Here is a 22,209-nt window from a genome sequence, read left to right on the forward strand (position 1 = left end):
ATTTTTGGCGAGGAGGGGTCAGGTCAGTCCAAATTGAGACTTTATGAAAAGAAAAATCCACGCAATTGCGTGGATTTTATCGGGTTTGTTGGTTGCCACGAGATTCAATAAAACCTCATGAGACAACAAATTTTATTTAGACGTTGAACAGGAAATTCATTACGTCGCCGTCTTTAACGATATAGTCCTTACCTTCGGCGCGCATCTTACCGGCTTCTTTCGCACCTTGTTCACCTTTGTAGGTGATGAAATCTTCGAATGCGATGGTCTGGGCGCGGATAAACCCTTTTTCGAAGTCGGTATGGATTTTACCTGCCGCTTGCGGTGCAGTGGCACCGACCGGGATGGTCCATGCGCGAACTTCTTTCACGCCTGCGGTGAAGTACGTCTGCAGGTTCAGCAGTTCGTAACCGGCACGAATAACGCGGTTCAGGCCCGGCTCTTCGATTCCCAGTTCTGCCATAAACTCTTCGCGATCGGCATCGTCGAGTTCAGCGATATCGGATTCAACGGCGGCACACACGGCAACCACGACAGAACCTTCCGCAGCCGCGATTTCACGCACTTTATCGAGGTACGGGTTATTTTCAAAACCGTCTTCGTTCACGTTGGCGATATACATGGTTGGCTTCAGGGTCAGGAAGCTCAGGTATTTGATTGCCGCTTTGTCTTCGTCGGTCAGATTTTTAAGCGCACGCAGCATACCGGCGTTTTCCAGTTGCGGCAGACATTTTTCCAGCGCGGCCTGTTCGGCTTTGGCGTCTTTATCGCCACCTTTGGCTTTCTTCTGCACGCGGTGCAGGGCACGTTCGCAGGTGTCGAGATCTGACAGCGCCAGTTCGGTATTGATAACGTCAATATCGTCAGCCGGATCGACTTTGTTATTCACGTGGATGATGTTGTCGTTTTCAAAGCAGCGAACAACGTGGCCGATGGCTTCGGTTTCACGAATGTTGGTCAGGAACTGGTTACCCAGACCTTCACCTTTGGACGCCCCTTTGACCAGACCAGCGATGTCGACGAATTCCATAGTGGTGGGGAGAATGCGCTGCGGCTTAACGATCTCTGCCAGTTGGTCCAGACGAGGATCGGGCATTGGTACGACACCGGTATTCGGCTCGATAGTGCAGAACGGGAAGTTTGCCGCTTCAATACCGGCTTTGGTCAGCGCATTGAACAGGGTAGATTTCCCGACGTTGGGCAAACCGACGATACCGCATTTGAATCCCATGATTTAAATCACCTTAATATCTTGATAATCAACCTGTTATAGAAAACAGATTGTAGAAAAGTAAATAACTTTGCCTATTATACACAGCGTAAGGCAAAAATGCCGCATATCCCTGCTTATTGCGCTTTAAAGGTATGCAGCCGGCTCGTTGCTTTAGTCAGGCCATCTTTGAACCAAATCTCCGTGCAACGGGCCGCTTCGTCAATGGCTTCATCAATTAACTTCTGTTCAGAAACAGGCGGTTTGCCTAACACGAAGCCCACAACTTTGTTTTTATCGCCGGGATGCCCGATTCCGACACGTAAGCGATGAAAGTTAGGGTTATTGCCCAACTTGCTAATGATATCTTTCAGCCCGTTATGTCCGCCGTGTCCGCCGCCCAGTTTAAACTTCGCCACGCCGGGGGGGAGATCCAGTTCGTCGTGAGCGACCAGAATTTCATCGGGATTAATACGGTAAAAGCTGGCCATTGCACCAACCGCTTTGCCACTCAGATTCATAAATGTGGTCGGTACTAAAAGGCGAACATCTTCGCCCTCCAGCGTCACTCGGGAGGTATAACCAAAGAATTTAGGCTCATCGCGCAGAGGGGCGCGCAATCGCTCTGCCAGTAAATCAACGAACCATGCGCCTGCATTGTGTCGGGTTGCTGCGTATTCAGCGCCGGGGTTTGCCAGGCCGACAATCAATTTAATCGTCACGCTATTTGTCCTGAGTATGTCTATCACTGGCGCGTAGTGTACTGTCTGCGGCGTCGCTTGACAAAAAACAGCGTGTGTTAAGAGAGGAACTGAATAATTTCCCTTGTGGACTATTGAAATGTCAAGGTGTTCAGAGGGTTATTTGTAAAGTTTTGTTGAACAGATGTTTGTAATTGTGATCGTTCCCGCACATGCAAAGATAACTGTTGTCTATACTTTACACATAAGGATTAGGGGTATTCCCTGCAGCAACCCAAAAGTTCCGGAGGTGACACATGAAACGCAAAAACGCTTCGCTACTCGGCAATGTGCTCATGGGGTTGGGTTTAGTGGTAATGGTTGTTGGTGTTGGTTATTCCATTCTAAATCAGCTTCCGCAGTTTAACCTGCCGCAGTTTTTCGCACACGGCGCGGTGCTCAGTATCTTTGTCGGCGCTATCCTCTGGCTGGCAGGAGCGCGTGTTGGCGGGCATGAGCAGGTAAGTGACAGATACTGGTGGGTTCGCCACTACGATAAACGTTGTCGTCGCAGCGATAATCGTCGTCACAGCTAAGTTTATCTTGCCTGTCACTTTTTAATTACCGGTCCGCAAAGGCGCAGACCGGTAATTGATAGTGATTACAAATCAGCCAGTGCGGCTTCGCGATTAGGGAAGAACGCCAGGCGACCAGGAATCGGTTGGATGCCTGCGCGCGCCATGGTGCGTAATGGCTGGAACTCCAGATTACTGATTCGCAGCTCACAGCCTTCGGGTAAACGCTTCACAAAGCGCTGGAAGGCATCCAGACCCCCTGCATCCAGCAACGGTACCGCATCCCACTTCAGAACAACGATACGTTTGCCTTCAATACGTGATTCCAGATCGGTAAAGAGTCCTTCAGCCGCCGCAAAGAACAGTGGCCCAATCACGCGCAGCACCAGCACATCATCCGGAACGTCGACGTTCACTGCCGCCAGACGCGTCATACGCGCGATGCGACGCATGAAGAGCAGGGAAGCGAGAACAATCCCCACGCTAATGGCAATTACCATATCAAACAGTACCGTCAGTGACATACACATCAGCATGACGATGATGTCGTCCTTCGGCGCATGGCGCAACAGGTCTACGACTTTATGGGCTTCGCTCATATTCCAGGCGACCATCAGCAGCAGGGCCGCCATCGCGGAAAGCGGCAGCCAGGAAAGCAGCGGTGCCAGTACCAGAAGGGCAAGGATGACCAGGATGGCGTGGATCACCGCAGAGACTGGTGAGGTCGCTCCGGCGCGGACGTTAGCCGCAGAGCGGGCAATCGCCGCCGTCGCGGTAATGCCGCCAAAGAACGGTGCGACGATGTTACCCAGCCCCTGACCGATCAGTTCGCTATTGGCCTTATGCTTGGTGCCGGTCATACCGTCAAGCACCACGGCGCACAGCAGGGATTCAATCGCCCCAAGCATCGCCATTGAGAACGCCGCTGGAAGCAGGGCACGCAGAGAGGCCCAACTGAGTGTGAAATCGGAATCAGGCAGATTCCACGGCAGCACTAACTGCGGCAACAGTTGCGGAATGCCGTTGCCCTGTGAACCATCGGCGAGAATATAGTGGAACTGGGAACCGATGGTGGCGACGTGCCCTCCCGTCAGATTGACGATCCCCATGACTGCACAGCCTGCCAACAGCGCCGGAAGGTGTCCTGGCAGACGGATACCCAAACGGGGCCACAAAATCAGGGTTCCCAGGGTGACGACGCCAATAGCGGCATCGCCCAGGTTAATTGTCGGCAGTGCCATAAACAAGGCGCCGACTTTCTGCAAATAGTGTTCCGGAACATGGGCCAGTTGCAGACCAAGAAAATCTTTAATTTGCATGGTCCCAATGGTGATACCAATACCGGACGTAAAGCCCAGGGTCACGGAGACAGGAATGTATTCGATCAGGCGACCAAAACGGGCCAGGCCAAAAAGGATCAGAAAAATACCGGACATCAGGGTTGCGACCAGCAGACCAGCAAGCCCGAACTGCTGCGACACCGGGTAGAGGATCACCACAAATGCGGCGGTGGGGCCGGAGACGCTAAAGCGCGAACCGCCGGTCAGAGCAATGACAATCCCGGCCACCGCAGAGGTGTAAAGACCGTACTGCGGCGCGACGCCACTGCCAATGGCCAGGGCCATGGCCAATGGAATGGCAATGATCCCAACGGTTATCCCGGCGATCAGATCTCGAGTAAATCGAGAAGCGGTGTATTTTTCTTTCCAACAAGCGTCGATGAGGGCGCGGAAAGGCATCACATGTGAGGAAAATAATCTGTTCACAATAATGTTTCATCCATGAGCGCATCATCTGTCAACTAAATGGCAGGTGAAGGAGGCATAAGTCATACAAATAAGGACTACAGACAAAAAAACCCGCCGCAGCGGGTCTTTGAGCCGGGTTCGATTAATGTTCGAACATAGCAGAGATTGATTCTTCGTTGCTGATACGACGAATCGCTTCGGCCAGCATACCCGACAGGGTCAACGTACGCACGTTCGGCAGTGATTTGATTTCATCGCTCAGTGGAATGGTGTCACAGACAACGACTTCATCAATCACAGAATTGCGCAGGTTGTTTGCCGCATTACCAGAGAAGATCGGGTGAGTTGCGTAGGCGAATACACGCTTGGCACCACGTTCTTTCAGAGCTTCTGCAGCTTTGCACAGCGTACCACCGGTATCGATCATATCATCAACCAGTACGCAGTCACGACCTGCGACGTCACCGATGATGTGCATCACCTGAGAAACGTTAGCACGCGGACGGCGTTTGTCGATGATAGCCATATCGGTATCATTCAGCAGCTTAGCGATAGCGCGGGCACGCACGACGCCACCAATATCCGGAGAAACCACAATCGGGTTGTCCAGGTTCAGCTGCAGCATGTCTTCTAACAGAATTGGGCTACCGAATACGTTATCAACCGGTACGTCAAAGAAGCCCTGGATCTGTTCAGCATGCAGGTCAACGGTCAGTACACGGTCAACGCCGACGCTGGACAGGAAGTCCGCGACGACTTTTGCCGTAATCGGCACACGAGCGGAACGTACACGACGATCCTGACGCGCATAGCCAAAGTAAGGGATAACGGCGGTGATACGGCCTGCGGAAGCACGGCGCAGAGCATCGACCATAACGACCAATTCCATCAGGTTGTCGTTCGTTGGGGCACAAGTGGACTGGATGATGAAAATATCACCACCGCGTACATTTTCATTAATTTGTACGCTGACTTCGCCGTCGCTAAAGCGACCTACAGCGGCGTCGCCGAGAGAAGTGTACAGGCGGTTGGCAATACGTTGTGCTAGTTCCGGGGTGGCGTTACCAGCAAAAAGCTTCATATCAGGCACGAGAAGAACCTCAGGCATGCGTCCATTGGTGGATAGAATCTGCCAAAAACTGTGCGGGCCAGGCAATATCCTATCCAGGCGGTGTATTAAAGAGCGCGATGCAACGTCTGGAACAAGGTGACGTTGTCACCGAAACTCAGCTTGCCCGGCTTACTCCTCATCATTCACGTTTCGTGTGTGCTGGCATCGAGTACTCGCACCAGGCACATACTGCTGTATACGCCTGGCGATGGGTAAACTCGCCAACTTACTGAAACGCGGACAATTTAGAGTAACGTTTTATGCAATGGGGAGAGGTTGACACCCTTCGCCACAAAGCCGTTAAACCATTCCGGGGCTTGCTCAAGCACCTGGCGTGCATGGGACTCTGTATCGAATTCAGCAAAGACACAGGCCCCTGTACCAGTCAGGCGCGACGGCGCGTATTCTAACAGCCAGGAAAGCGCCGCATCAACCTCGCGAAAACGTTTTCTTGCGATAACCTCGCAATCGTTGCTGAATTCACATTTTAATAACGTTTCTATTGACCTTTTTGGCGTGTTACGTGGAAGTTGCGGATCTTTGAAAATAGTGGGAGTAGGGATGCTTACGCCAGGATGCACCACCAGATACCATTTCTCAGATGGCGTGACCGGCGTCAGGATTTCTCCCACGCCTTCAGCAAACGCCGCATGCCCACGAACAAAGACTGGCACGTCCGCGCCCAGCGTTAAGCCAATTTCTGCCAGTTCATCGACCGAGAGCGCGCACTGCCACAGATGATTCAGCGCCACCAGGACGGTGGCTGCATTGGAAGAGCCGCCTCCCAGACCGCCGCCCATTGGCAAACGTTTCTCAATGCGAATATCGGCACCGCTTCCCGCAGGCAGTTGTCCACGCGCAGAGGCGGTTTTCATCAGCAAACGCGCGGCGTGAACGATCAGGTTATCGTCGTTCTCAACGCCGTCGACAGGCGTTAGCAGATGGAGTTCGCCATCGTCGCGTGTTTCAATGCTGATGGTGTCGCCATAGTCCAGAAATTGGAACAGCGTTTGCAGCGTGTGATAACCGTCCGCACGCTGTCCGGTGATGTATAAAAAGAGATTCAGTTTTGCAGGGGATGGCCAGTGGGTCATCATTTCACAATCCAGTTATCCATTTTCAGCTTGATGCGCTGACTTCCGTCAGACAGTTCCATATTTGCAGGCATCGCAGGCTGCGTTTTGCTGTCATAGCCGCCGTAGACCACCTTCCAGTTTTTCCCGTCCTGGCGGTATTTCAGTTCGCTCAGACGGTACTTGTCGTCCAGCGTGTAATCAGTGGCATCGCCCGGCAGACCCAGAATCCACTGGCGCAGGCTATTGAGCGGAATAGGCATCCCGGTCAGCTTGCCAATCATCTCTTCTGCGTCGTCGGCGGTATAGTGCTTACCTTTGTTGTCGACAAGCTCCACATTGCCAGGTTGAACATTCAGCTCCAGCTCCGTACTGCCCAGCGGGTTCGTTAATAGCAGGCGATAGCGGTCCTGTCCCGTTTGTTGCCAGAAGAAGCGGGCGTAAACCTTCTGTTGGTCAGAAATATAGGCAAATGCGCCGCGCGTCTGATATTGGTGCAGGTTGCGCACTTCCTGCTGATGCTGACGCCATTGCGGGGAATCCGGGCTTTGACCGGGGCCTTTCGGGGCGTTGATGGTACAGGCAGTGAGGACCAGGCTCGCCAGCGGCAGCAGGCGGATCAGGCGAAAATCAGGCAGGGTCATAGTGATGACAAATCCTTGTAGTACGGTGCAAAAATTGCCTGACGGCGCTACGCTTAAATCAGGCCTACAAACTCAACCCGTAGGCCGGAGCAGGCGAATGCGTCGCCATCCGGCAACATCTTGCCATCGGTTGCAGTTATAACCCTTAATGCTAGCGCCGCCACAGGGTATCGTCTATGGTCAAGTTATCTTAATTTGTGCGGTAAGCTATTACTCCAAAAGGGGGGACTCTCTTTTATTGACCTCGCGCATCCTGTATGATGCACCCAGTCTAACCTTATCAACGCTGGTACTATTCCCGCACACATGACCCTTTTAGCGCTTGGTATTAACCATAAAACAGCACCTGTATCGCTGCGAGAACGTGTCACGTTTTCGCCGGATACGCTCGATCAGGCGCTGGAAAGCCTGCAGGCGCTGCCCATGGTGCGAGGCGGAGTGGTGTTGTCCACGTGTAACCGTACCGAGCTGTACCTTAGCGTTGAAGAACAAGAAAACCTGCAAGAAGCGCTGATTCGTTGGTTATGCAATTACCATAACCTGAACGAAGAAGACCTGCGCAACAGCCTTTACTGGCATCAGGATAACGACGCCGTCAGCCATCTGATGCGCGTTGCCAGCGGTCTGGATTCACTGGTGCTGGGCGAGCCGCAAATCCTGGGGCAGGTGAAAAAAGCGTTTGCTGATTCCAGCCGGGGCCACCTGAACGCCAGCGATCTGGAGCGCATGTTCCAGAAATCATTTTCTGTGGCGAAACGCGTTCGTACGGAAACCGAAATCGGCGCCAGCGCTGTCTCTGTGGCATTTGCCGCCTGTACGCTGGCGCGGCAAATCTTTGAATCGCTGTCCACCGTGACCGTGTTGCTGGTCGGGGCGGGGGAGACCATCGAACTGGTTGCGCGCCATCTGCGCGAACACAAAGTGAAGAAAATGATCATCGCCAACCGTACCCGCGAACGTGCGCAGGTATTGGCAGATGAAGTAGGCGCTGATGTTATCTCGCTCAGCGAGATCGACGAACGTTTGCAGGATGCGGATATTATTATCAGTTCGACGGCCAGTCCGTTGCCGATAATCGGTAAAGGGATGGTCGAACGGGCGTTGAAAAACCGCCGCAATCAACCGATATTGCTGGTTGATATCGCCGTTCCGCGCGATGTTGAACCGGAAGTCGGGAAGCTGGCGAACGCGTATCTTTACAGTGTTGATGACCTGCAAAGCATTATTTCGCACAACCTGGCGCAGCGGAAAGCGGCGGCCGTGGAAGCGGAAACCATAGTTGAACAGGAAACCAGCGAGTTCATGGCCTGGCTGCGCGCTCAAAGCGCCAGTGAGACTATTCGTGAATATCGCAGCCAGTCAGAACATGTTCGTGATGAATTAACCGCAAAAGCGTTAGCCTCCCTTGAACAGGGCGGAGACCCGCAGGCTATTATGCAGGATCTGGCGTGGAAACTGACCAACCGCCTGATTCATGCGCCAACCAAATCTCTTCAGCAGGCCGCCCGTGACGGGGATGACGAACGCCTGAATATTCTGCGCGACAGCCTCGGGCTGGAGTAGCAGCACACCAATCTATTTTTTACAGGGTGCATTTACGCCTATGAAGCCTTCTATCGTTGCCAAACTGGAAGCCCTGCATGAACGCCATGAAGAAGTTCAGGCATTGTTGGGTGATGCGGGAACCATCGCAGACCAGGAACGCTTTCGCGCATTGTCGCGTGAGTATGCGCAATTAAGCGATGTTTCTCGCTGTTTTACGGACTGGCAACAGATTCAGGACGATATTGAAACAGCACAGATGATGCTCGACGATCCTGAAATGCGTGAAATGGCGCAGGATGAACTGCGCGAAGCAAAAGAAAAATGTGAACAACTGGAGCAACAGCTGCAAGTTCTGCTGTTGCCACAAGATCCGGACGACGAACGTAACGCATTCCTCGAAGTGCGTGCCGGGACCGGTGGTGATGAGGCGGCGTTGTTTGCCGGCGATCTGTTCCGTATGTACAGCCGCTATGCCGAAGCTCGCCGTTGGCGGGTGGAGATCATGAGCGCTAACGAAGGCGAGCATGGCGGTTATAAAGAGATCATTGCCAAAGTGAGCGGCGACGGCGTTTACGGCAGACTGAAATTCGAATCTGGCGGCCATCGTGTGCAGCGCGTCCCGGCGACGGAGTCACAGGGGCGTATCCATACTTCCGCCTGTACCGTAGCGGTGATGCCGGAAGTACCCGAAGCGGAACTGCCGGATATCAACCCGGCTGACCTGCGTATTGATACCTTCCGTTCATCAGGGGCGGGTGGTCAGCACGTTAACACCACCGATTCTGCAATCCGTATCACCCACTTGCCGACCGGCATTGTCGTCGAGTGTCAGGACGAACGTTCACAGCATAAGAACAAAGCCAAAGCGATGTCGGTGCTGGGGTCGCGCATTCGCGCTGCCGAAGTGGCAAGACGTCAGCAGGCGGAAGCGTCTGAGCGTCGTAACCTGTTGGGCAGCGGCGATCGCAGCGATCGTAACCGCACCTATAACTTCCCGCAGGGGCGCGTCACCGATCATCGCATTAACCTGACGCTTTACCGTCTGGATGAAACAATGGAAGGTAAACTGGATATGCTCATTGAGCCGATTGTCCAGGAATACCAGGCTGACCAACTGGCAGCGTTGTCTGAGCAGGAATAATGGATTACCAGCACTGGCTGCGTGACGCAATAAGCCAATTAGCGCAGAGCGAAAGCCCGCGTCGCGATGCCGAGATCCTTCTGGAGCATGTGACCGGCAAAACGCGTACCTTTATCCTGGCGTTTGGCGAGACGGCGTTAACCGATGCGCAGTGCGATCAACTGGCTGAGTTACTTGCTCGCCGCCAGCGGGGAGAACCCATTGCCCATTTGATTGGGGTGCGTGAATTCTGGTCGCTGCCGCTGTTTGTCTCTCCCGCGACGCTGATCCCGCGACCTGATACCGAGTGTCTGGTCGAGCAGGCGCTGGCGCGTTTGCCTGCCACCGCATGTCGCATTCTTGATTTGGGAACCGGTACTGGCGCCATTGCGCTGGCGCTGGCGAGCGAACGCCCGGACTGCGATGTGGTTGCGGTCGATCGCATGGCCGACGCGGTCACGCTGGCATTGCGTAATAAAGCGCATCTGGCGATCCCCAATGTGCGAATCCTGCAGAGCGACTGGTTCTGCGCATTGCAGGGGCAGTCGTTTGAGATGATTGTCAGCAATCCGCCGTATATCGACGCGCAGGACCCGCATCTTTCTGAGGGCGATGTACGATTCGAACCGCTGTCGGCGCTGGTTGCTGGCGATCAAGGGATGGCGGATATTGCGCACATTATTGCGCAGTCGCGTCATGCGCTGACACCCGGCGGTTTTCTGCTGCTGGAGCACGGCTGGCAGCAGGGGGCGTTGGTCAGAGACGCGTTCAGTCAGGCGGGGTATACGCAGATTGAGACCTGTCGTGATTATGGCGATAACGAGCGTATTACGCTTGGGCGCATCGCGTTATGACGACGTTTAACCTGCTTCTTGGTGTTCATCTCATCAGTATTGCGCTTTCAGCCAGTCTGCTGACGCTGCGTTACTGGTGGCGTTACAGCGGTAATCCGCGGGCAACGGCCCGCTGGACACGGATTGTGCCGCCGGTCATTGATACCGTATTGCTGCTGAGCGGCGTGGCGTTAATCCTTAAAACGCACGTCCTGCCATTCACCGAACAAGGTACATGGCTGACTGAGAAGTTGTTTGGAGTTATCATTTACATCGTTTTGGGTTTTATTGCGCTTGATTACCGTCAGGCGCGCAGCCAGCAGGTGCGTGTGATCGCTTTCCCGCTGGCGCTGGTGGTGCTGTACATCATCATTAAACTCGCCACCACAAAAATACCGTTACTGGGGTAAGTCATGAAGTCGTTAGCTGATTTCGAATTTAATAACGCGCCATTGTGCGATGGGATGATCCTGGCATCGGAGTCGATCCGTCTGGATTTCCCGACGCAATCTGTCTACGACGAGCTGGAACGACTGGTCGGTCTGGCGCACGAAGAAATTAGCCAGCTCCTGTCTCAGGATGAGCAGCTGGAAAAACTGCTGGCACTGTTTTATGGCGAATGGGGATTTACGGATACCCAGGGCGTCTACCGTCTTTCTGATGCATTATGGCTCGATGAGGTTCTGAAGAACCGGCAGGGCAGCGCAGTCTCGCTGGGGGCTATCTTACTGTGGGTGGCTAACCGCCTGGATCTCCCTCTGGTTCCGGTGATTTTTCCGACGCAGCTGATTCTGCGAATTGAATCACTGGAAGGGGAAATGTGGCTGATTAACCCGTTCAACGGTGAAACGCTTGATGAACATACGCTGGAAGTCTGGCTGAAGGGCAATATCAGTCCGGTGGCGGAACTGTTCAACGAGGATTTAGATGAAGCTGATAACGCTGAAGTAATCCGTAAATTGTTGGACACTCTGAAGTCATCATTAATGGAAGAGCGGCAGATGGAGCTGGCATTGCGTGCCAGTGAAGCGTTACTGCAATTTAATCCAGAAGATCCGTATGAGATACGTGACCGTGGATTGATTTACGCGCAGCTGGAATGCGAACATGTTGCGCTGACCGATTTAAGCTATTTCGTTGAACAGTGTCCGGAAGACCCGATCAGCGAAATGATTCGTGCGCAGATTAATACTATTTCGCACAAGCAAATTGTACTGCATTAATTTATCGACATTCTTACTCATCACTAAGGCGATCCTATGAAACAAAAAGTGGTTAGCATTGGCGACATCAACGTGGCAAATGACCTGCCGTTCGTGCTGTTTGGCGGTATGAACGTGCTGGAATCCCGCGATCTTGCGATGCGCATTTGTGAGCACTATGTGACTGTTACTCAGAAACTGGGTATTCCTTATGTGTTCAAGGCCTCTTTTGATAAAGCCAACCGTTCCTCGATTCACTCTTACCGTGGCCCAGGCCTGGAAGAAGGGATGAAAATCTTCCAGGAACTGAAGCAGACGTTTGGCGTGAAAGTGATCACCGACGTTCATGAAGCCAGCCAGGCGCAGCCTGTTGCGGATGTCGTTGACGTGATTCAGCTGCCCGCGTTCCTCGCGCGTCAAACCGACCTGGTTGAAGCGATGGCGAAAACCGGTGCCGTTATCAACGTGAAAAAACCCCAGTTCGTAAGCCCAGGTCAGATGGGTAACATCGTCGACAAATTCCACGAAGGCGGTAACGACAAGGTTATTCTGTGCGACCGCGGCGCTAACTTTGGTTACGACAACCTGGTTGTCGATATGCTGGGTTTTAGCGTGATGAAGAAAGTCTCCGGTAACTCTCCGGTTATTTTCGACGTCACCCACGCACTGCAGTGCCGCGATCCGTTTGGCGCAGCCTCTGGCGGTCGTCGTGCTCAGGTTACCGAACTGGCGCGTGCCGGTATGGCGGTGGGTCTGGCGGGGCTGTTTATTGAAGCACATCCGGATCCAGCCAACGCAAAATGTGACGGTCCGTCTGCGCTGCCGCTGGCTAAACTGGAGCAATTCCTGACCCAGATTAAAGCGATTGACGATCTGGTGAAAAGCTTTGACGAGCTCGACACCGAGAACTAAGTTGTCCCGTTACTACGTCGACTGGCGTTTAAGCGCCCGATGTAACGACATAAAAAAAACCCGCAGCGCGGGTTTTTTTTACATTTGTGGGTCAGGCAAATATTGTCATCAAATAGGCGACAAACAATGCCAGATGCGCAGCGCCGTTCAAAACGTTAGTGCGTCCCGTTGAGAATGAGATATGGCAGAGGACTAACGACGCCACCATTACCACCATTTCGGGTGCGCCTAACCCAAAGACCAGATCGTTGCCGGTTGCCCATGCAATCAGCGTAACGACCGGTACGGTCAGGGAAATGGTCGCCAGCACGGAACCAAAGAACAGGTTCATGGCGCGCTGTACCTGGTTACTCAATACCGCTTTCAGTGCGCCTAATCCCTCAGGGGAGAGAATCAACAGCGCCACCAGGAAACCGGTAAATGCCACGGGCGCATTCATTTCGGTCAATAACATTTCCAGCGGGTTGGCGTTCATTTTTGTCACGGCAATCACGGCAATCAGATGTACGATCAACCATATCGCATGCCACATATTGCTGTGTGCTGAAGGTTTGCCGTGATGCGGGTCATCGTCGTCACCCTCATCTTCATGCTCGTAGATAAAAAGGTTTTGGTGCGTTCTGGTTTGAATCAGTAAAAATACGCCATACATTGCTGCGGAAATCGCGGCAACCAACAGTGCCTGACCGGTGGAGAAATCCGCACCCGGCAGCGCCATTGGAAAGACCAGAACGATAATCGCCAGCGGAAACAGGGCAATAAGATATTGCTTAATACCAAACAAATTCACATATTGCGTGGCAAATTTACGGCCGCCCAGCAGTAAAGAAAAACCGACCAGGCCACCCGTCACGATCATAATGATCGAATAGAGCGTGTCACGCATCAGGGTTGGCGCAGCATCGCCGGTTGCCATCAGGGCAGAAATTAAACTCACTTCGAGAATAACCACCGAAAGGCTTAAAATCAGTGAGCCATAGGGTTCGCCGAGGCGATGGGCTAATACATCCGCGTGACGGACAACGCTGAACGCGCTGCTTAAAATACCAATAAGGGCAAGAATATTAATTCCGATGACCGCTGGTAGTGACTGACTGCCTCCCCACAGGAACAGTACCACCAGGGCTACAACCGGGAAAATAAGCGAAGACTCCTTGTGGCGGGTTTTTACCGCCTCATGCGCATGCGTCATTATGATTCTCCATCTGTGCAGGTGCTTTTAATTATAAATGTAACAAAGATTGTGAAAAGTAACAGAAAATGGAGTCTGACCAGAGTGGTTTTACGAAATTTTACCGCATTGCCGCCTGGTGCAGGCAAAGTGAATAAAAGCATCTATCTTGTTTATAGAGTATTTAAATAACAGCAGATTAGTATTTAGATAAAACAAAAAATAAGCGCAGCAAATTAATATGTGCGATGCGCTGTACATCATTTCACTCCCGGAAAAGACGTTGTGTGCAGACGAAAGGGGCGTGAGAAAAGAGTACGAAAATGTAACGATGCCAGATGAGGAGAAAAACCGAATAGTATCGTTTCCAGAGAGTTAGTGATTCCTGTGATACGCACGATGAGCAATTGGTGCGCCGCAGCAGGGCAGTTGTCTTGCATGCGGCCGGTGAATTGCATATTGTCCTGTTATTGGTTTCAGAATGAACAGCAAAAATGCCCGGAAGGCGTCAAAAAAGTGTCACAGGGAAGTATGCAGTGGCGGAGGTGTAAGGTGTTAACGCGTGATTTTTTATTAAATGCCGACTGTAAGACGGCATTTGGTGCTATTGAAGAATCACTACTCTGGTCAGCAGAACAACGGGCAACCTCACTGGCGGCCACGCTTGCAGGTAGACCAGATGATGGACCGGTGTGGATCTTTGGTTATGGATCGTTGATTTGGAATCCGGCGTTAGAGTTTGATGAGTCCTGTACCGGCACCTTAGTCGGCTGGCATCGGGCATTTTGTCTTCGTCTGACGGCGGGGCGCGGTACGGCGTGTCGGCCTGGCCGCATGCTGGCGCTGAAAGAGGGCGGGCGCACCACTGGCGTTGCTTACCGGCTACCCGACGACACGCTTGAACAGGAGCTCACGCTCTTGTGGAAGCGAGAGATGATCACCGGGTGCTATCTACCGACATGGTGTCAGTTAGCGCTTGATGATGGCCGGACGGTGAATGCGCTGGTCTTTATTATGGACCCCCGTCATCCGTTGTTTGAATCCGATACCCGGGCGCAAATCATTGCGCCATTGATTGCCCGCGCCAGCGGCCCCTTAGGCAGCAACGCGCAATACCTGTTCTCCCTTGAACAGGCGCTGGTTAAGTTGGGTATGCAGGATGATTGCCTGAACGAGCTGGTGGCGAATGTCAAAGCGCTGCTGGGGGATACGCCATCAGAAGGCGTTCTCAGACCCGGATTTGCCTAAACCTGGCCCCTGCAATCAGGGGCCAGATTATCAGGCTGCAATATAACTGATCGAGTGCTCCAGCGATTGACTGTGGGCGTCGATCAGCACATTCCATACACCGGTGTACGGTACGGTCAGCCAGGCGTTGTCACGATCCTGCACGCTTAAAAAATCGGTCTGCGTGTCTTTGGCGTGTGCGCTGTCACTCATTAAATGGATGTGGCAGCGCCCGGAACAGCGCACCACCACGGTATCCACGCCAAACAATTTCAAACTTGTTTTCACTAATGCCATTATTCACCCCGTCCTGAAATCAACTGACTTCCTTGCGGAAGAACTGCGTGATGTTGTTCACATTTCGCTCATTGCATAACACCAAAGGGGAGGGTTGCGGATGCTGATTTTGATCAAAAAATGGCATGACGATTCAACAAAACTGATAAAATTTCTCAGAAACGTTTCAGAGGCGTGATAACTTTTGGGGAATAGATGTCTGTATAAGATTAAATTCGAAAATGCCGTACATTTTCAGCGAGCTTGCCTGTCGACGACCACTGGCAGGCAAGTTCGGGCAATGAAAAGTTCGCTGAAATAAGCAGGTCATTCCAGCGATTAACCTCAGAAAGTGAGCACTTTATCGGCTGCCAGCGTCCACTGCGCCAGTTCGACAAGCGTGCCGACTTCCACGCCATCAATGAGTGGCAGGGCGGTGATCCCGCGGCCGTCGGTGCAGGTCTTACATAATTTCACCGGTACGTTCTGGGCGGTCAGGATCTCCAGCATTTGCTGAATGTTGTAGCCTTCGGCAGGTTTTTGCCCACGCAGGCCCGCCGTCACCGCATCAGACATCAGAAACAGACGCAGATCCAGGTCGCCGGCCTGTTCGCGCAGTGCGATGGCCAGACGCAAACTGTTGAATAACGACTCACTGCCGTAAGCCGCGCCGTTGGCGACGATCACTATCTTTTGCATTTTGACTCCTGTTTTCCGGGATGAGCTAATCTTCCTTTAGGTATGTTACCGCGCAAGCGGAGCATTACCAATGAAAGTCTGGGAGAATTACCACCCCGGTAAAGCGTAAGGATATTCCTGAAAGCGTGAGAAAAAGCTGCAAAATGGACGTTGAGCAGGTATCTTTTAACGTTGTAACGTCTGAATTCACTGATGTAAGAAGCCGCTGACGATTTGAGCCGTATTGTTTTTCGTTTACTCCCCCTCCCGTTACTCTTGCTGCTGGCAGGCGGTATTGCCAGCGCCCAGTCTTCGTATATCCAGCAGGCGGAAAACCCCTTTGACAACAATCATGATGGCCTGCCTGATTTAGGCATGGCGGCAGAATCCGGTGACGGAGAAAAGCATTTCGCCGAGGTGGTCAAAGCGTTTGGCGAAGCCAGCATGACGGATAACGGTCTGGACACGGGCGAACAGGCACGTCAGTTCGCGCTCGGACAGGTACGCGATGTGGTCAGCGAAGAGGTGAATCATCAGCTGGAAACCTGGCTTTCGCCGTGGGGTAATGCCAGTGTGGATATGCAAATAGACAACGAGGGGAAATTCAACGGTAGCCGCGGCAGCTGGTTTATCCCCTGGCAGGATAACGCGCGTTATCTCACCTGGAGCCAACTGGGATTCACCCAACAGGATGATGGGCTGGTCAGCAATGTCGGTATCGGACAGCGCTGGGCGCACGATGGCTGGTTACTGGGGTATAACACGTTTTACGACAATCTGTTGGATGAGAATTTGCAGCGTGCCGGCGTCGGGGCAGAAGCATGGGGAGAAAATCTGCGGCTTTCTGCCAACTACTATCAACCCTTTGCCTCCTGGCGCGAGGATACACCGACCGTCGAACAGCGTATGGCACCGGGATACGATATTACGGCGCAAATGCGCATGCCGTTTTATCAGTATCTCAACACCAGCGTTAGCGTCGAACAATACTTTGGCGACAGTGTGGATCTCTTCGATTCCGGTACGGGTTTTCATAATCCGGTGGCGGTAAAACTGGGATTAAATTACACACCTGTGCCGTTGGTGACCGTGACGGCACAGCATAAACAGGGTGAAAGTGGGGTGAGTCAAAATAATCTTGGACTGAACCTCAACTATCGCTTTGGCGTACCGCTCAAAAAACAACTGGCGGCCAGCGAAGTGGCAGAGAGTAAATCTCTGCGTGGAAGCCGTTATGATACGCCGCAGCGTAATAATCTGCCGACGATGGAGTACCGGCAGCGCAAAACGTTGACCGTGTTCCTGGCGACGCCGCCCTGGGATCTTCAGTCGGGCGAAACGGTGCCGCTCAAACTGCAGGTGCGCAGCCTGCACGGGATTCGGCATGTGACGTGGCAGGGAGACACGCATGCGCTGAGCCTGACGGCGGGCGCCAGTGCCGACAGCACAGAGGGCTGGACCATCATTATGCCTGCCTGGGACAGTCGCGAAGGGGCGACAAACCGCTGGCGGTTGTCGGTGGTCATCGAGGACGAGCAGGGCCAGCGCGTCTCTTCCAATGAGGTCACGCTATCACTGACCGAGCCGTTTATGGCAATGCCGGAGAATGACCCTCGCTGGCAACTGCTCCCGGAGGAGTAATCAGAAAATACGTTCCTGATGCACCCATACGGCGGCTTCAACGCGAGATTTCAGTTTCATCTTCTTCAACATATGCTTCACATGCACTTTTACCGTACTTTCGGTAATGTCGAGGCGACGGGCAATCATCTTGTTTGGCAAACCCTGGGCGATCAGTTTCAGAATATCGCGTTCACGTGGCGTCAGTTGGGATACGTCACGGTCGGACGTTGCGCGATTGGCGCGCAGGCTGGCCGCCAGCACGGGGGTCAGGGCTTCGCTTAGCACCATTTCGCCTGCCGCCGCTTGTTGCAGGGCTTTTAACAGATCTTCCGGCTCCATGTCTTTCAGCAGATAACCGTCCGCACCGCGTTTCAGCGCCGTCACGACATCTTCTTCATGGTTGGAAACGCTAAACACCACGATCCGCCCGGAAAGCGCTTTTTCACGCAGTTTGTCGAGTGTCTCCAGCCCGTTCATCCCCGGCATATTCAGGTCAAGCAGGATCAGATCGGGGTCGAGTGATTCCGCCAGTTCGATACCCTGTTCGCCATTGCTGGCTTCGCCCACCACGCTAATATCGGGCGCCATACTGACAAGCTGCTTTACACCAGTACGCAGCATCGGATGATCGTCGATCAACAGAATGGTTGCAGGTTCCTGATTATTCATGGGTATCTCCTTGAACTTCTTTGAAGTGTGTTTCGGGAATAAAGATGACAGAAACTTCTGTACCGCCAGTCTCACGGCGGCGTACACGACAATCGCCGCGCAAACTTTGGGCGCGATCGCGCATAATAATCATGCCATAGTGATTACTGCGTTCTGCATTTTCCGGTACGCCGCAGCCGTTATCCCGGACGGTCAGTTTAACCTGATTGCCATTTTGCTCCACCGTCACCACCACCTCGTCCGCCTGTGAATGTTTGAGGGCGTTGCTGAGCGCTTCGCGGGCAATTTGCAACAGGTGAATGGCCTGATGTGAAGGCACCAGCCGGGGCGGCAACTGGTAATCAAGCTTGACCGTAAAGCCAAACCGGGCGCTGTACTCCTGGCAGCTGGACTCCAGTGCGGGCCGAAGCCCGGCTTCCGTCAGCTGTAAACGGAAGGTGGTTAACAGCTCACGTAACTGCGCCCACGAGGCATTCAGCTCGTTGCGGATCTGGCTGAGCAGCTCACGACTGCTCTCTGGCAATGTTTCCCCCTGCATCTGCAGACAACTGACCTGCATTTTCATGCAGGAGAGCGATTGTGCAATCGAATCATGCAATTCGCGGGCAATGGTGGCACGCTCTTCCATCACAATCAATTGCTGCTGGCGCTCCTGGTGTCTGTCCAGCGCCAGCGTGGCGGTGAGTTGCTCGACCAGCGTATCGACCAGTTGCTGTTGATCGTGACTCAGATGGCGACCCTGCGGCAACGTGGCCAGCAGAATTCCGTACTGGGTATGGGCGTCGGTCAGTCGCCATTTCAGGGGGGTACCCCCTTCAATGCCCGGAAGGACGCCGCGAGGGCAGAGATGACAGCCCTTATCGTCACAACTGATGTCAGACTGACAGGTGAATTCCTGATGATTGTCTTCATCTTCGAAGTCATAAACGCGCAGCTCAATATCGTGCAGCAGCGTTAAATTTTGCAAACCATTGAGGACAGGCGACAGCCGCTCGCACAGCGGCGCCTGTGAATGCAGACGGCGGTTAGCCTGCCACAAGAAGGAGAGGATCTGGTTTTTATGCTCCAGACCGGCTGTTTTCTCTTGGACTCTCTGCTCCAGCACCGCATAACTTTCGGCCAGCTCTTCCGACATATTGTTAAGGGCGGTTCCCAGCGCGGCCATCTCATTGCGACCGCTAATGTGGGCGCGTTGGGTAAAATCGCGCTGACTGACGGCGCGGGCCATCGACAGTAACTGTTTCCACGGCTGGAGCAGACGGGCGCGCAGCCAGAGAATCGTGAAGACCAGCAGCAGCGCCATAAACACAGCCATCACCCGGTGCACCATGACCACGCGTTCAATACGCATTTCCGTGGTATGGTCGAAGGCCGTCACCAGCTGATCCAGCCCGGTGACGAAGCGGCTGACATCCTCCGCGACGGCATGCGCGCTCTGCGCTTTTTGTAATCCTGGCGACAGCTCGTTGTGCCAGTAATTCTGTAGTGCTTGAAGGCGCTCCTGTTGTCCGTCACGTTCTGCCGCGCGGGTTAACTCGGGGCTGAATGCCGTTTTGTCCATCTCATCGAGCCATTTTTGATCGCTGGCATCCAGCGGCACCGCCGCCAGCAGGCGATAACTCTGCATGCGTAGCGACCCGGCTTTGTTGATGGCGTGAGCACTGCCTTGTACCCCCTGAACCAGCCAGCCAGAGACCGCCATACCGGCGAGGCCAATAGCGGTGGAGAGCATGACGATGAGCGCTACCTGGTTAACCAGCGTGAGCGGGGAGAGACAACGTTTAAACATGGTGACTGCGTCCTTCGGGCCTTCGCTTCCTGTCTGTGGAAAGCCTTAATGAATGATGATGTTGCCGGGATACAGCGGCAGTGGCGTTATTCTCGGCTATCCCCTGGAGTATACCCATACCCACAACGAGTTACCTCTTAATTGCCGTAGATGGTGGGGGGATTTGCGGGTGAGAACCAGGATCCGACAGTGCCGTGAAAAACCACATCTTTTTTGTCGAAAAAGCCTACTCACTTCGGGTAATGATGATTTTTGGGCGGCGATAATGACGCATTTTCCTTTGATTTATATCAACTTACCCTCGGCTGTAAACCCTAATGTGGCAGACATCGAATCGAGTATCAGAGGTGTCTATGAGTCACTCATCCGCCCCGGAAGGGGCATCAGGCGCAGTCATTACCGAATGGCGACCGGAAGATCCGGCATTCTGGGAACAGCGTGGTCAGGGGATCGCCAGTCGAAACCTGTGGATTTCCGTTCCCTGCTTGCTGCTGGCGTTTTGTGTATGGATGTTGTTCAGTGCTGTTGCGGTAAATTTGCCGAAGGTGGGCTTTAACTTCACCACCGATCAGCTCTTTATGTTAACGGCATTACCCTCCGTTTCGGGTGCGTTATTGCGCGTGCCATACTCCTTTATGGTTCCGTTATTTGGCGGTCGCCGTTGGACGGCGTTCAGCACCGGGATCCTAATTATCCCGTGTGTGTGGTTAGGTTTTGCGGTACAGGATACCGCCACGCCGTTCAGTACGTTCATTGTGATTTCGCTGCTGTGCGGTTTTGCCGGGGCAAACTTCGCGTCCAGTATGGCCAACATCAGCTTCTTTTTTCCGAAGCAAAAGCAGGGTGGCGCGCTGGGTTTGAACGGCGGGCTGGGTAATATGGGCGTCAGTGTGATGCAACTGGTTGCACCGCTGGTGGTTTCCTTGTCTATCTTTGCCGTGTTTGGCAGCCACGGCGTGGAACAGCCGGACGGCTCTCAGCTGTATCTGGCGAATGCGGCGTGGATTTGGGTGCCGTTCCTCGCCATTTTCACCCTTGCTGCCTGGTTCGGCATGAATGAACTGGCGACCTCAAAAGCCTCTCTCAAGGCGCAGTTGCCGGTACTCAAACGGGGTCATCTGTGGATTATGAGTCTGCTGTATCTGGCGACTTTTGGTTCCTTTATCGGTTTTTCCGCCGGGTTTGCCATGCTGTCGAAAACGCAATTCCCGGACGTGCAGATCCTGCATTATGCCTTCTTCGGTCCGTTTATTGGCGCTCTGGCGCGTTCTGCAGGGGGCGCTATTTCCGATCGTTTAGGCGGGACGCGCGTTACGCTGGTTAACTTTGTATTGATGGCCCTCTTTAGCGCGCTGCTGTTCCTGACCCTGCCGACGAACGGCACCGGGGGCAGTTTTATCGCCTTCTTCGTTGTGTTCCTGGCGTTGTTCATGACGGCCGGGCTCGGGAGTGGGTCAACTTTCCAGATGATCTCCGTTATTTTCCGTAAGCTGACGATGGATCGTGTCAAAGCCGAAGGGGGAACGGAAGAGAAAGCGATGCGTGAAGCGGCGACCGATACTGCGGCAGCGCTCGGCTTTATCTCGGCGATTGGCGCCATTGGCGGCTTCTTTATCCCGAAAGCATTTGGCACTTCGCTGGCGCTAACCGGCACACCCGTCGGTGCGATGAAAGTGTTCCTCATCTTCTATATCGCCTGCGTGGTCATCACCTGGGTGGTATACGGACGTCATTCTAAAAAATAAAAAACTCGCAGTTGATTATCCTTTGCGCGGCGTTAGACCGCGCTTTTTTTTGCCCTTAATTAGTTACAACATACTTATGTGTTTGAACAATGGGAGCAGAGAAGCGGCATGATCATACGTTGTGTCTGGCAGGGGCATACCCCTTAATACCCACCTGTAAAGAAACTTGCCTGCAATAATCTTTAGCGTTCAATAATTTTCTTTAATTTCAATTGGTTGCTCTTTATTTTGTTATCCCACTTTGGGGGTGGTCATTGATTTCACTCTGATTTTCAACCCCGCCCGCCTTGATCGTTATCAATTCTGACGCCCTTTCAGAGCGTTACCTTCGCTGTTAATCAAGCAATGTCGATTTATCAGAGAGCCGTCAGGCTCCCA

At 53.2% G+C, this 22,209-nt stretch carries 21 protein-coding genes; 10 read left to right on the forward strand and 11 right to left on the reverse strand.

Annotation, left to right across the window (positions count from 1 at the left end; translation table 11 throughout):
• Positions 1-136: 136 nt before the first annotated feature.
• Both ychF and pth read right to left on the reverse strand, forming a co-directional pair.
• On the reverse strand, positions 137-1,231 hold the full coding sequence (gene ychF, locus JM656_RS09810; protein ID WP_203360980.1) for a redox-regulated ATPase YchF: 1,095 nt from the start codon (positions 1,229-1,231) through the stop codon (positions 137-139).
• A 116-nt stretch (positions 1,232-1,347) separates the two neighbouring features.
• Complete coding sequence (gene pth, locus JM656_RS09815; RefSeq protein WP_192612443.1) at positions 1,348-1,932, reverse strand: aminoacyl-tRNA hydrolase; 585 nt, start codon at positions 1,930-1,932, stop codon at positions 1,348-1,350.
• Between the two features lie 275 nt (positions 1,933-2,207).
• Here pth and ychH point away from each other — a divergent pair, with 275 nt between their 5' ends.
• Positions 2,208-2,486, forward strand: a complete 279-nt coding sequence (gene ychH / locus JM656_RS09820; RefSeq protein WP_192612442.1) for a stress-induced protein YchH — start codon at positions 2,208-2,210, stop codon at positions 2,484-2,486.
• Positions 2,487-2,551: 65 nt separating this feature from the next.
• Here the strand turns inward: ychH and dauA are convergent, their stop codons facing one another.
• The 4 genes from dauA to lolB all read right to left on the reverse strand — a co-directional run bounded on the left by dauA (position 2,552) and on the right by lolB (position 7,041).
• Entirely contained in the window at positions 2,552-4,231 is a 1,680-nt protein-coding gene (dauA, locus tag JM656_RS09825) for a C4-dicarboxylic acid transporter DauA (protein WP_203360981.1), read from the reverse strand.
• Between the two features lie 124 nt (positions 4,232-4,355).
• Positions 4,356-5,303: a ribose-phosphate diphosphokinase gene (prs, locus tag JM656_RS09830; protein ID WP_001298109.1), complete on the reverse strand. Its 948-nt coding sequence runs from the start codon at positions 5,301-5,303 to the stop codon at positions 4,356-4,358.
• A gap of 266 nt (positions 5,304-5,569) precedes the next feature.
• Positions 5,570-6,421, reverse strand: a complete 852-nt coding sequence (ispE, locus tag JM656_RS09835; RefSeq protein WP_203360982.1) for a 4-(cytidine 5'-diphospho)-2-C-methyl-D-erythritol kinase — start codon at positions 6,419-6,421, stop codon at positions 5,570-5,572.
• On the reverse strand, positions 6,418-7,041 hold the full coding sequence (gene lolB, locus JM656_RS09840; RefSeq protein ID WP_203360983.1) for a lipoprotein insertase outer membrane protein LolB: 624 nt from the start codon (positions 7,039-7,041) through the stop codon (positions 6,418-6,420). The genes ispE and lolB overlap by 4 nt, the downstream gene beginning before the upstream one ends.
• Positions 7,042-7,347: 306 nt before the next feature.
• Between lolB and hemA the strand changes: the two genes are divergently transcribed.
• The 6 genes from hemA to kdsA are packed head-to-tail and all read left to right on the forward strand — an operon-like array spanning position 7,348 to position 12,653.
• Positions 7,348-8,604: a glutamyl-tRNA reductase gene (hemA, locus tag JM656_RS09845; protein WP_203360984.1), complete on the forward strand. Its 1,257-nt coding sequence runs from the start codon at positions 7,348-7,350 to the stop codon at positions 8,602-8,604.
• Between the two features lie 40 nt (positions 8,605-8,644).
• A complete protein-coding gene (gene prfA / locus JM656_RS09850; protein ID WP_203360985.1) occupies positions 8,645-9,727 on the forward strand; it encodes a peptide chain release factor 1 in 1,083 nt (360 codons plus the stop codon).
• Positions 9,727-10,560, forward strand: a complete 834-nt coding sequence (prmC, locus tag JM656_RS09855; RefSeq protein ID WP_203360986.1) for a peptide chain release factor N(5)-glutamine methyltransferase — start codon at positions 9,727-9,729, stop codon at positions 10,558-10,560. The genes prfA and prmC overlap by 1 nt, the downstream gene beginning before the upstream one ends.
• Positions 10,557-10,949 carry an invasion regulator SirB2 gene (sirB2, locus tag JM656_RS09860; protein WP_203360987.1) on the forward strand — a complete coding sequence of 131 codons (393 nt, stop codon included), beginning with the start codon at positions 10,557-10,559 and terminating at the stop codon, positions 10,947-10,949. The genes prmC and sirB2 overlap by 4 nt, the downstream gene beginning before the upstream one ends.
• A 3-nt stretch (positions 10,950-10,952) precedes the next feature.
• Positions 10,953-11,762 carry an invasion regulator SirB1 gene (gene sirB1 / locus JM656_RS09865; protein WP_203360988.1) on the forward strand — a complete coding sequence of 270 codons (810 nt, stop codon included), beginning with the start codon at positions 10,953-10,955 and terminating at the stop codon, positions 11,760-11,762.
• A gap of 36 nt (positions 11,763-11,798) precedes the next feature.
• Positions 11,799-12,653 (forward strand): 3-deoxy-8-phosphooctulonate synthase, encoded by an 855-nt coding sequence (gene kdsA / locus JM656_RS09870; RefSeq protein ID WP_003020772.1) that lies wholly within the window; start codon positions 11,799-11,801, stop codon positions 12,651-12,653.
• 91 nt (positions 12,654-12,744) lie between these two features.
• On the opposite strand, the gene chaA is transcribed toward kdsA, so the two are convergent.
• Positions 12,745-13,845, reverse strand: coding sequence for a sodium-potassium/proton antiporter ChaA (gene chaA, locus JM656_RS09875; RefSeq protein WP_203360989.1), 1,101 nt, complete (start codon positions 13,843-13,845; stop codon positions 12,745-12,747).
• A gap of 531 nt (positions 13,846-14,376) precedes the next feature.
• Between chaA and JM656_RS09880 the strand changes: the two genes are divergently transcribed.
• Complete coding sequence (locus JM656_RS09880; protein WP_203360990.1) at positions 14,377-15,072, forward strand: gamma-glutamylcyclotransferase; 696 nt, start codon at positions 14,377-14,379, stop codon at positions 15,070-15,072.
• A 30-nt stretch (positions 15,073-15,102) separates the two neighbouring features.
• On the opposite strand, the gene JM656_RS09885 is transcribed toward JM656_RS09880, so the two are convergent.
• Both JM656_RS09885 and JM656_RS09890 read right to left on the reverse strand, forming a co-directional pair.
• The gene (locus tag JM656_RS09885; protein WP_203360991.1) at positions 15,103-15,348 is read right to left on the reverse strand and encodes a DUF1883 domain-containing protein; all 246 of its coding nucleotides are present in this window, start codon (positions 15,346-15,348) and stop codon (positions 15,103-15,105) included.
• Positions 15,349-15,672: 324 nt separating this feature from the next.
• The gene (locus JM656_RS09890) at positions 15,673-16,026 is read right to left on the reverse strand and encodes a DsrE/DsrF/TusD sulfur relay family protein (protein WP_203360992.1); all 354 of its coding nucleotides are present in this window, start codon (positions 16,024-16,026) and stop codon (positions 15,673-15,675) included.
• Positions 16,027-16,239: 213 nt separating this feature from the next.
• On the opposite strand from JM656_RS09890, the gene JM656_RS09895 reads away from it, so the two are divergent.
• A complete protein-coding gene (locus JM656_RS09895; protein WP_203360993.1) occupies positions 16,240-17,646 on the forward strand; it encodes a YchO/YchP family invasin in 1,407 nt (468 codons plus the stop codon).
• Here JM656_RS09895 and narL read toward each other — a convergent pair whose 3' ends face one another.
• Together narL and narX are read right to left on the reverse strand one after the other, a co-directional pair.
• Positions 17,647-18,297 carry a two-component system response regulator NarL gene (gene narL, locus JM656_RS09900; RefSeq protein WP_203360994.1) on the reverse strand — a complete coding sequence of 217 codons (651 nt, stop codon included), beginning with the start codon at positions 18,295-18,297 and terminating at the stop codon, positions 17,647-17,649. It abuts the gene before it with no gap.
• Entirely contained in the window at positions 18,290-20,086 is a 1,797-nt protein-coding gene (gene narX, locus JM656_RS09905; RefSeq protein WP_203360995.1) for a nitrate/nitrite two-component system sensor histidine kinase NarX, read from the reverse strand. Before narX ends, narL begins: the two co-directional genes overlap by 8 nt.
• Before the next feature lie 353 nt (positions 20,087-20,439).
• Here narX and JM656_RS09910 point away from each other — a divergent pair, with 353 nt between their 5' ends.
• Positions 20,440-21,831: a NarK family nitrate/nitrite MFS transporter gene (locus JM656_RS09910; RefSeq protein WP_203360996.1), complete on the forward strand. Its 1,392-nt coding sequence runs from the start codon at positions 20,440-20,442 to the stop codon at positions 21,829-21,831.
• Positions 21,832-22,209: the final 378 nt, after the last annotated feature.

The organism is Citrobacter sp. R56 (assembly GCF_016811995.1).
Taxonomy (GTDB): Bacteria; Pseudomonadota; Gammaproteobacteria; order Enterobacterales; family Enterobacteriaceae; genus Citrobacter_D; species Citrobacter_D enshiensis.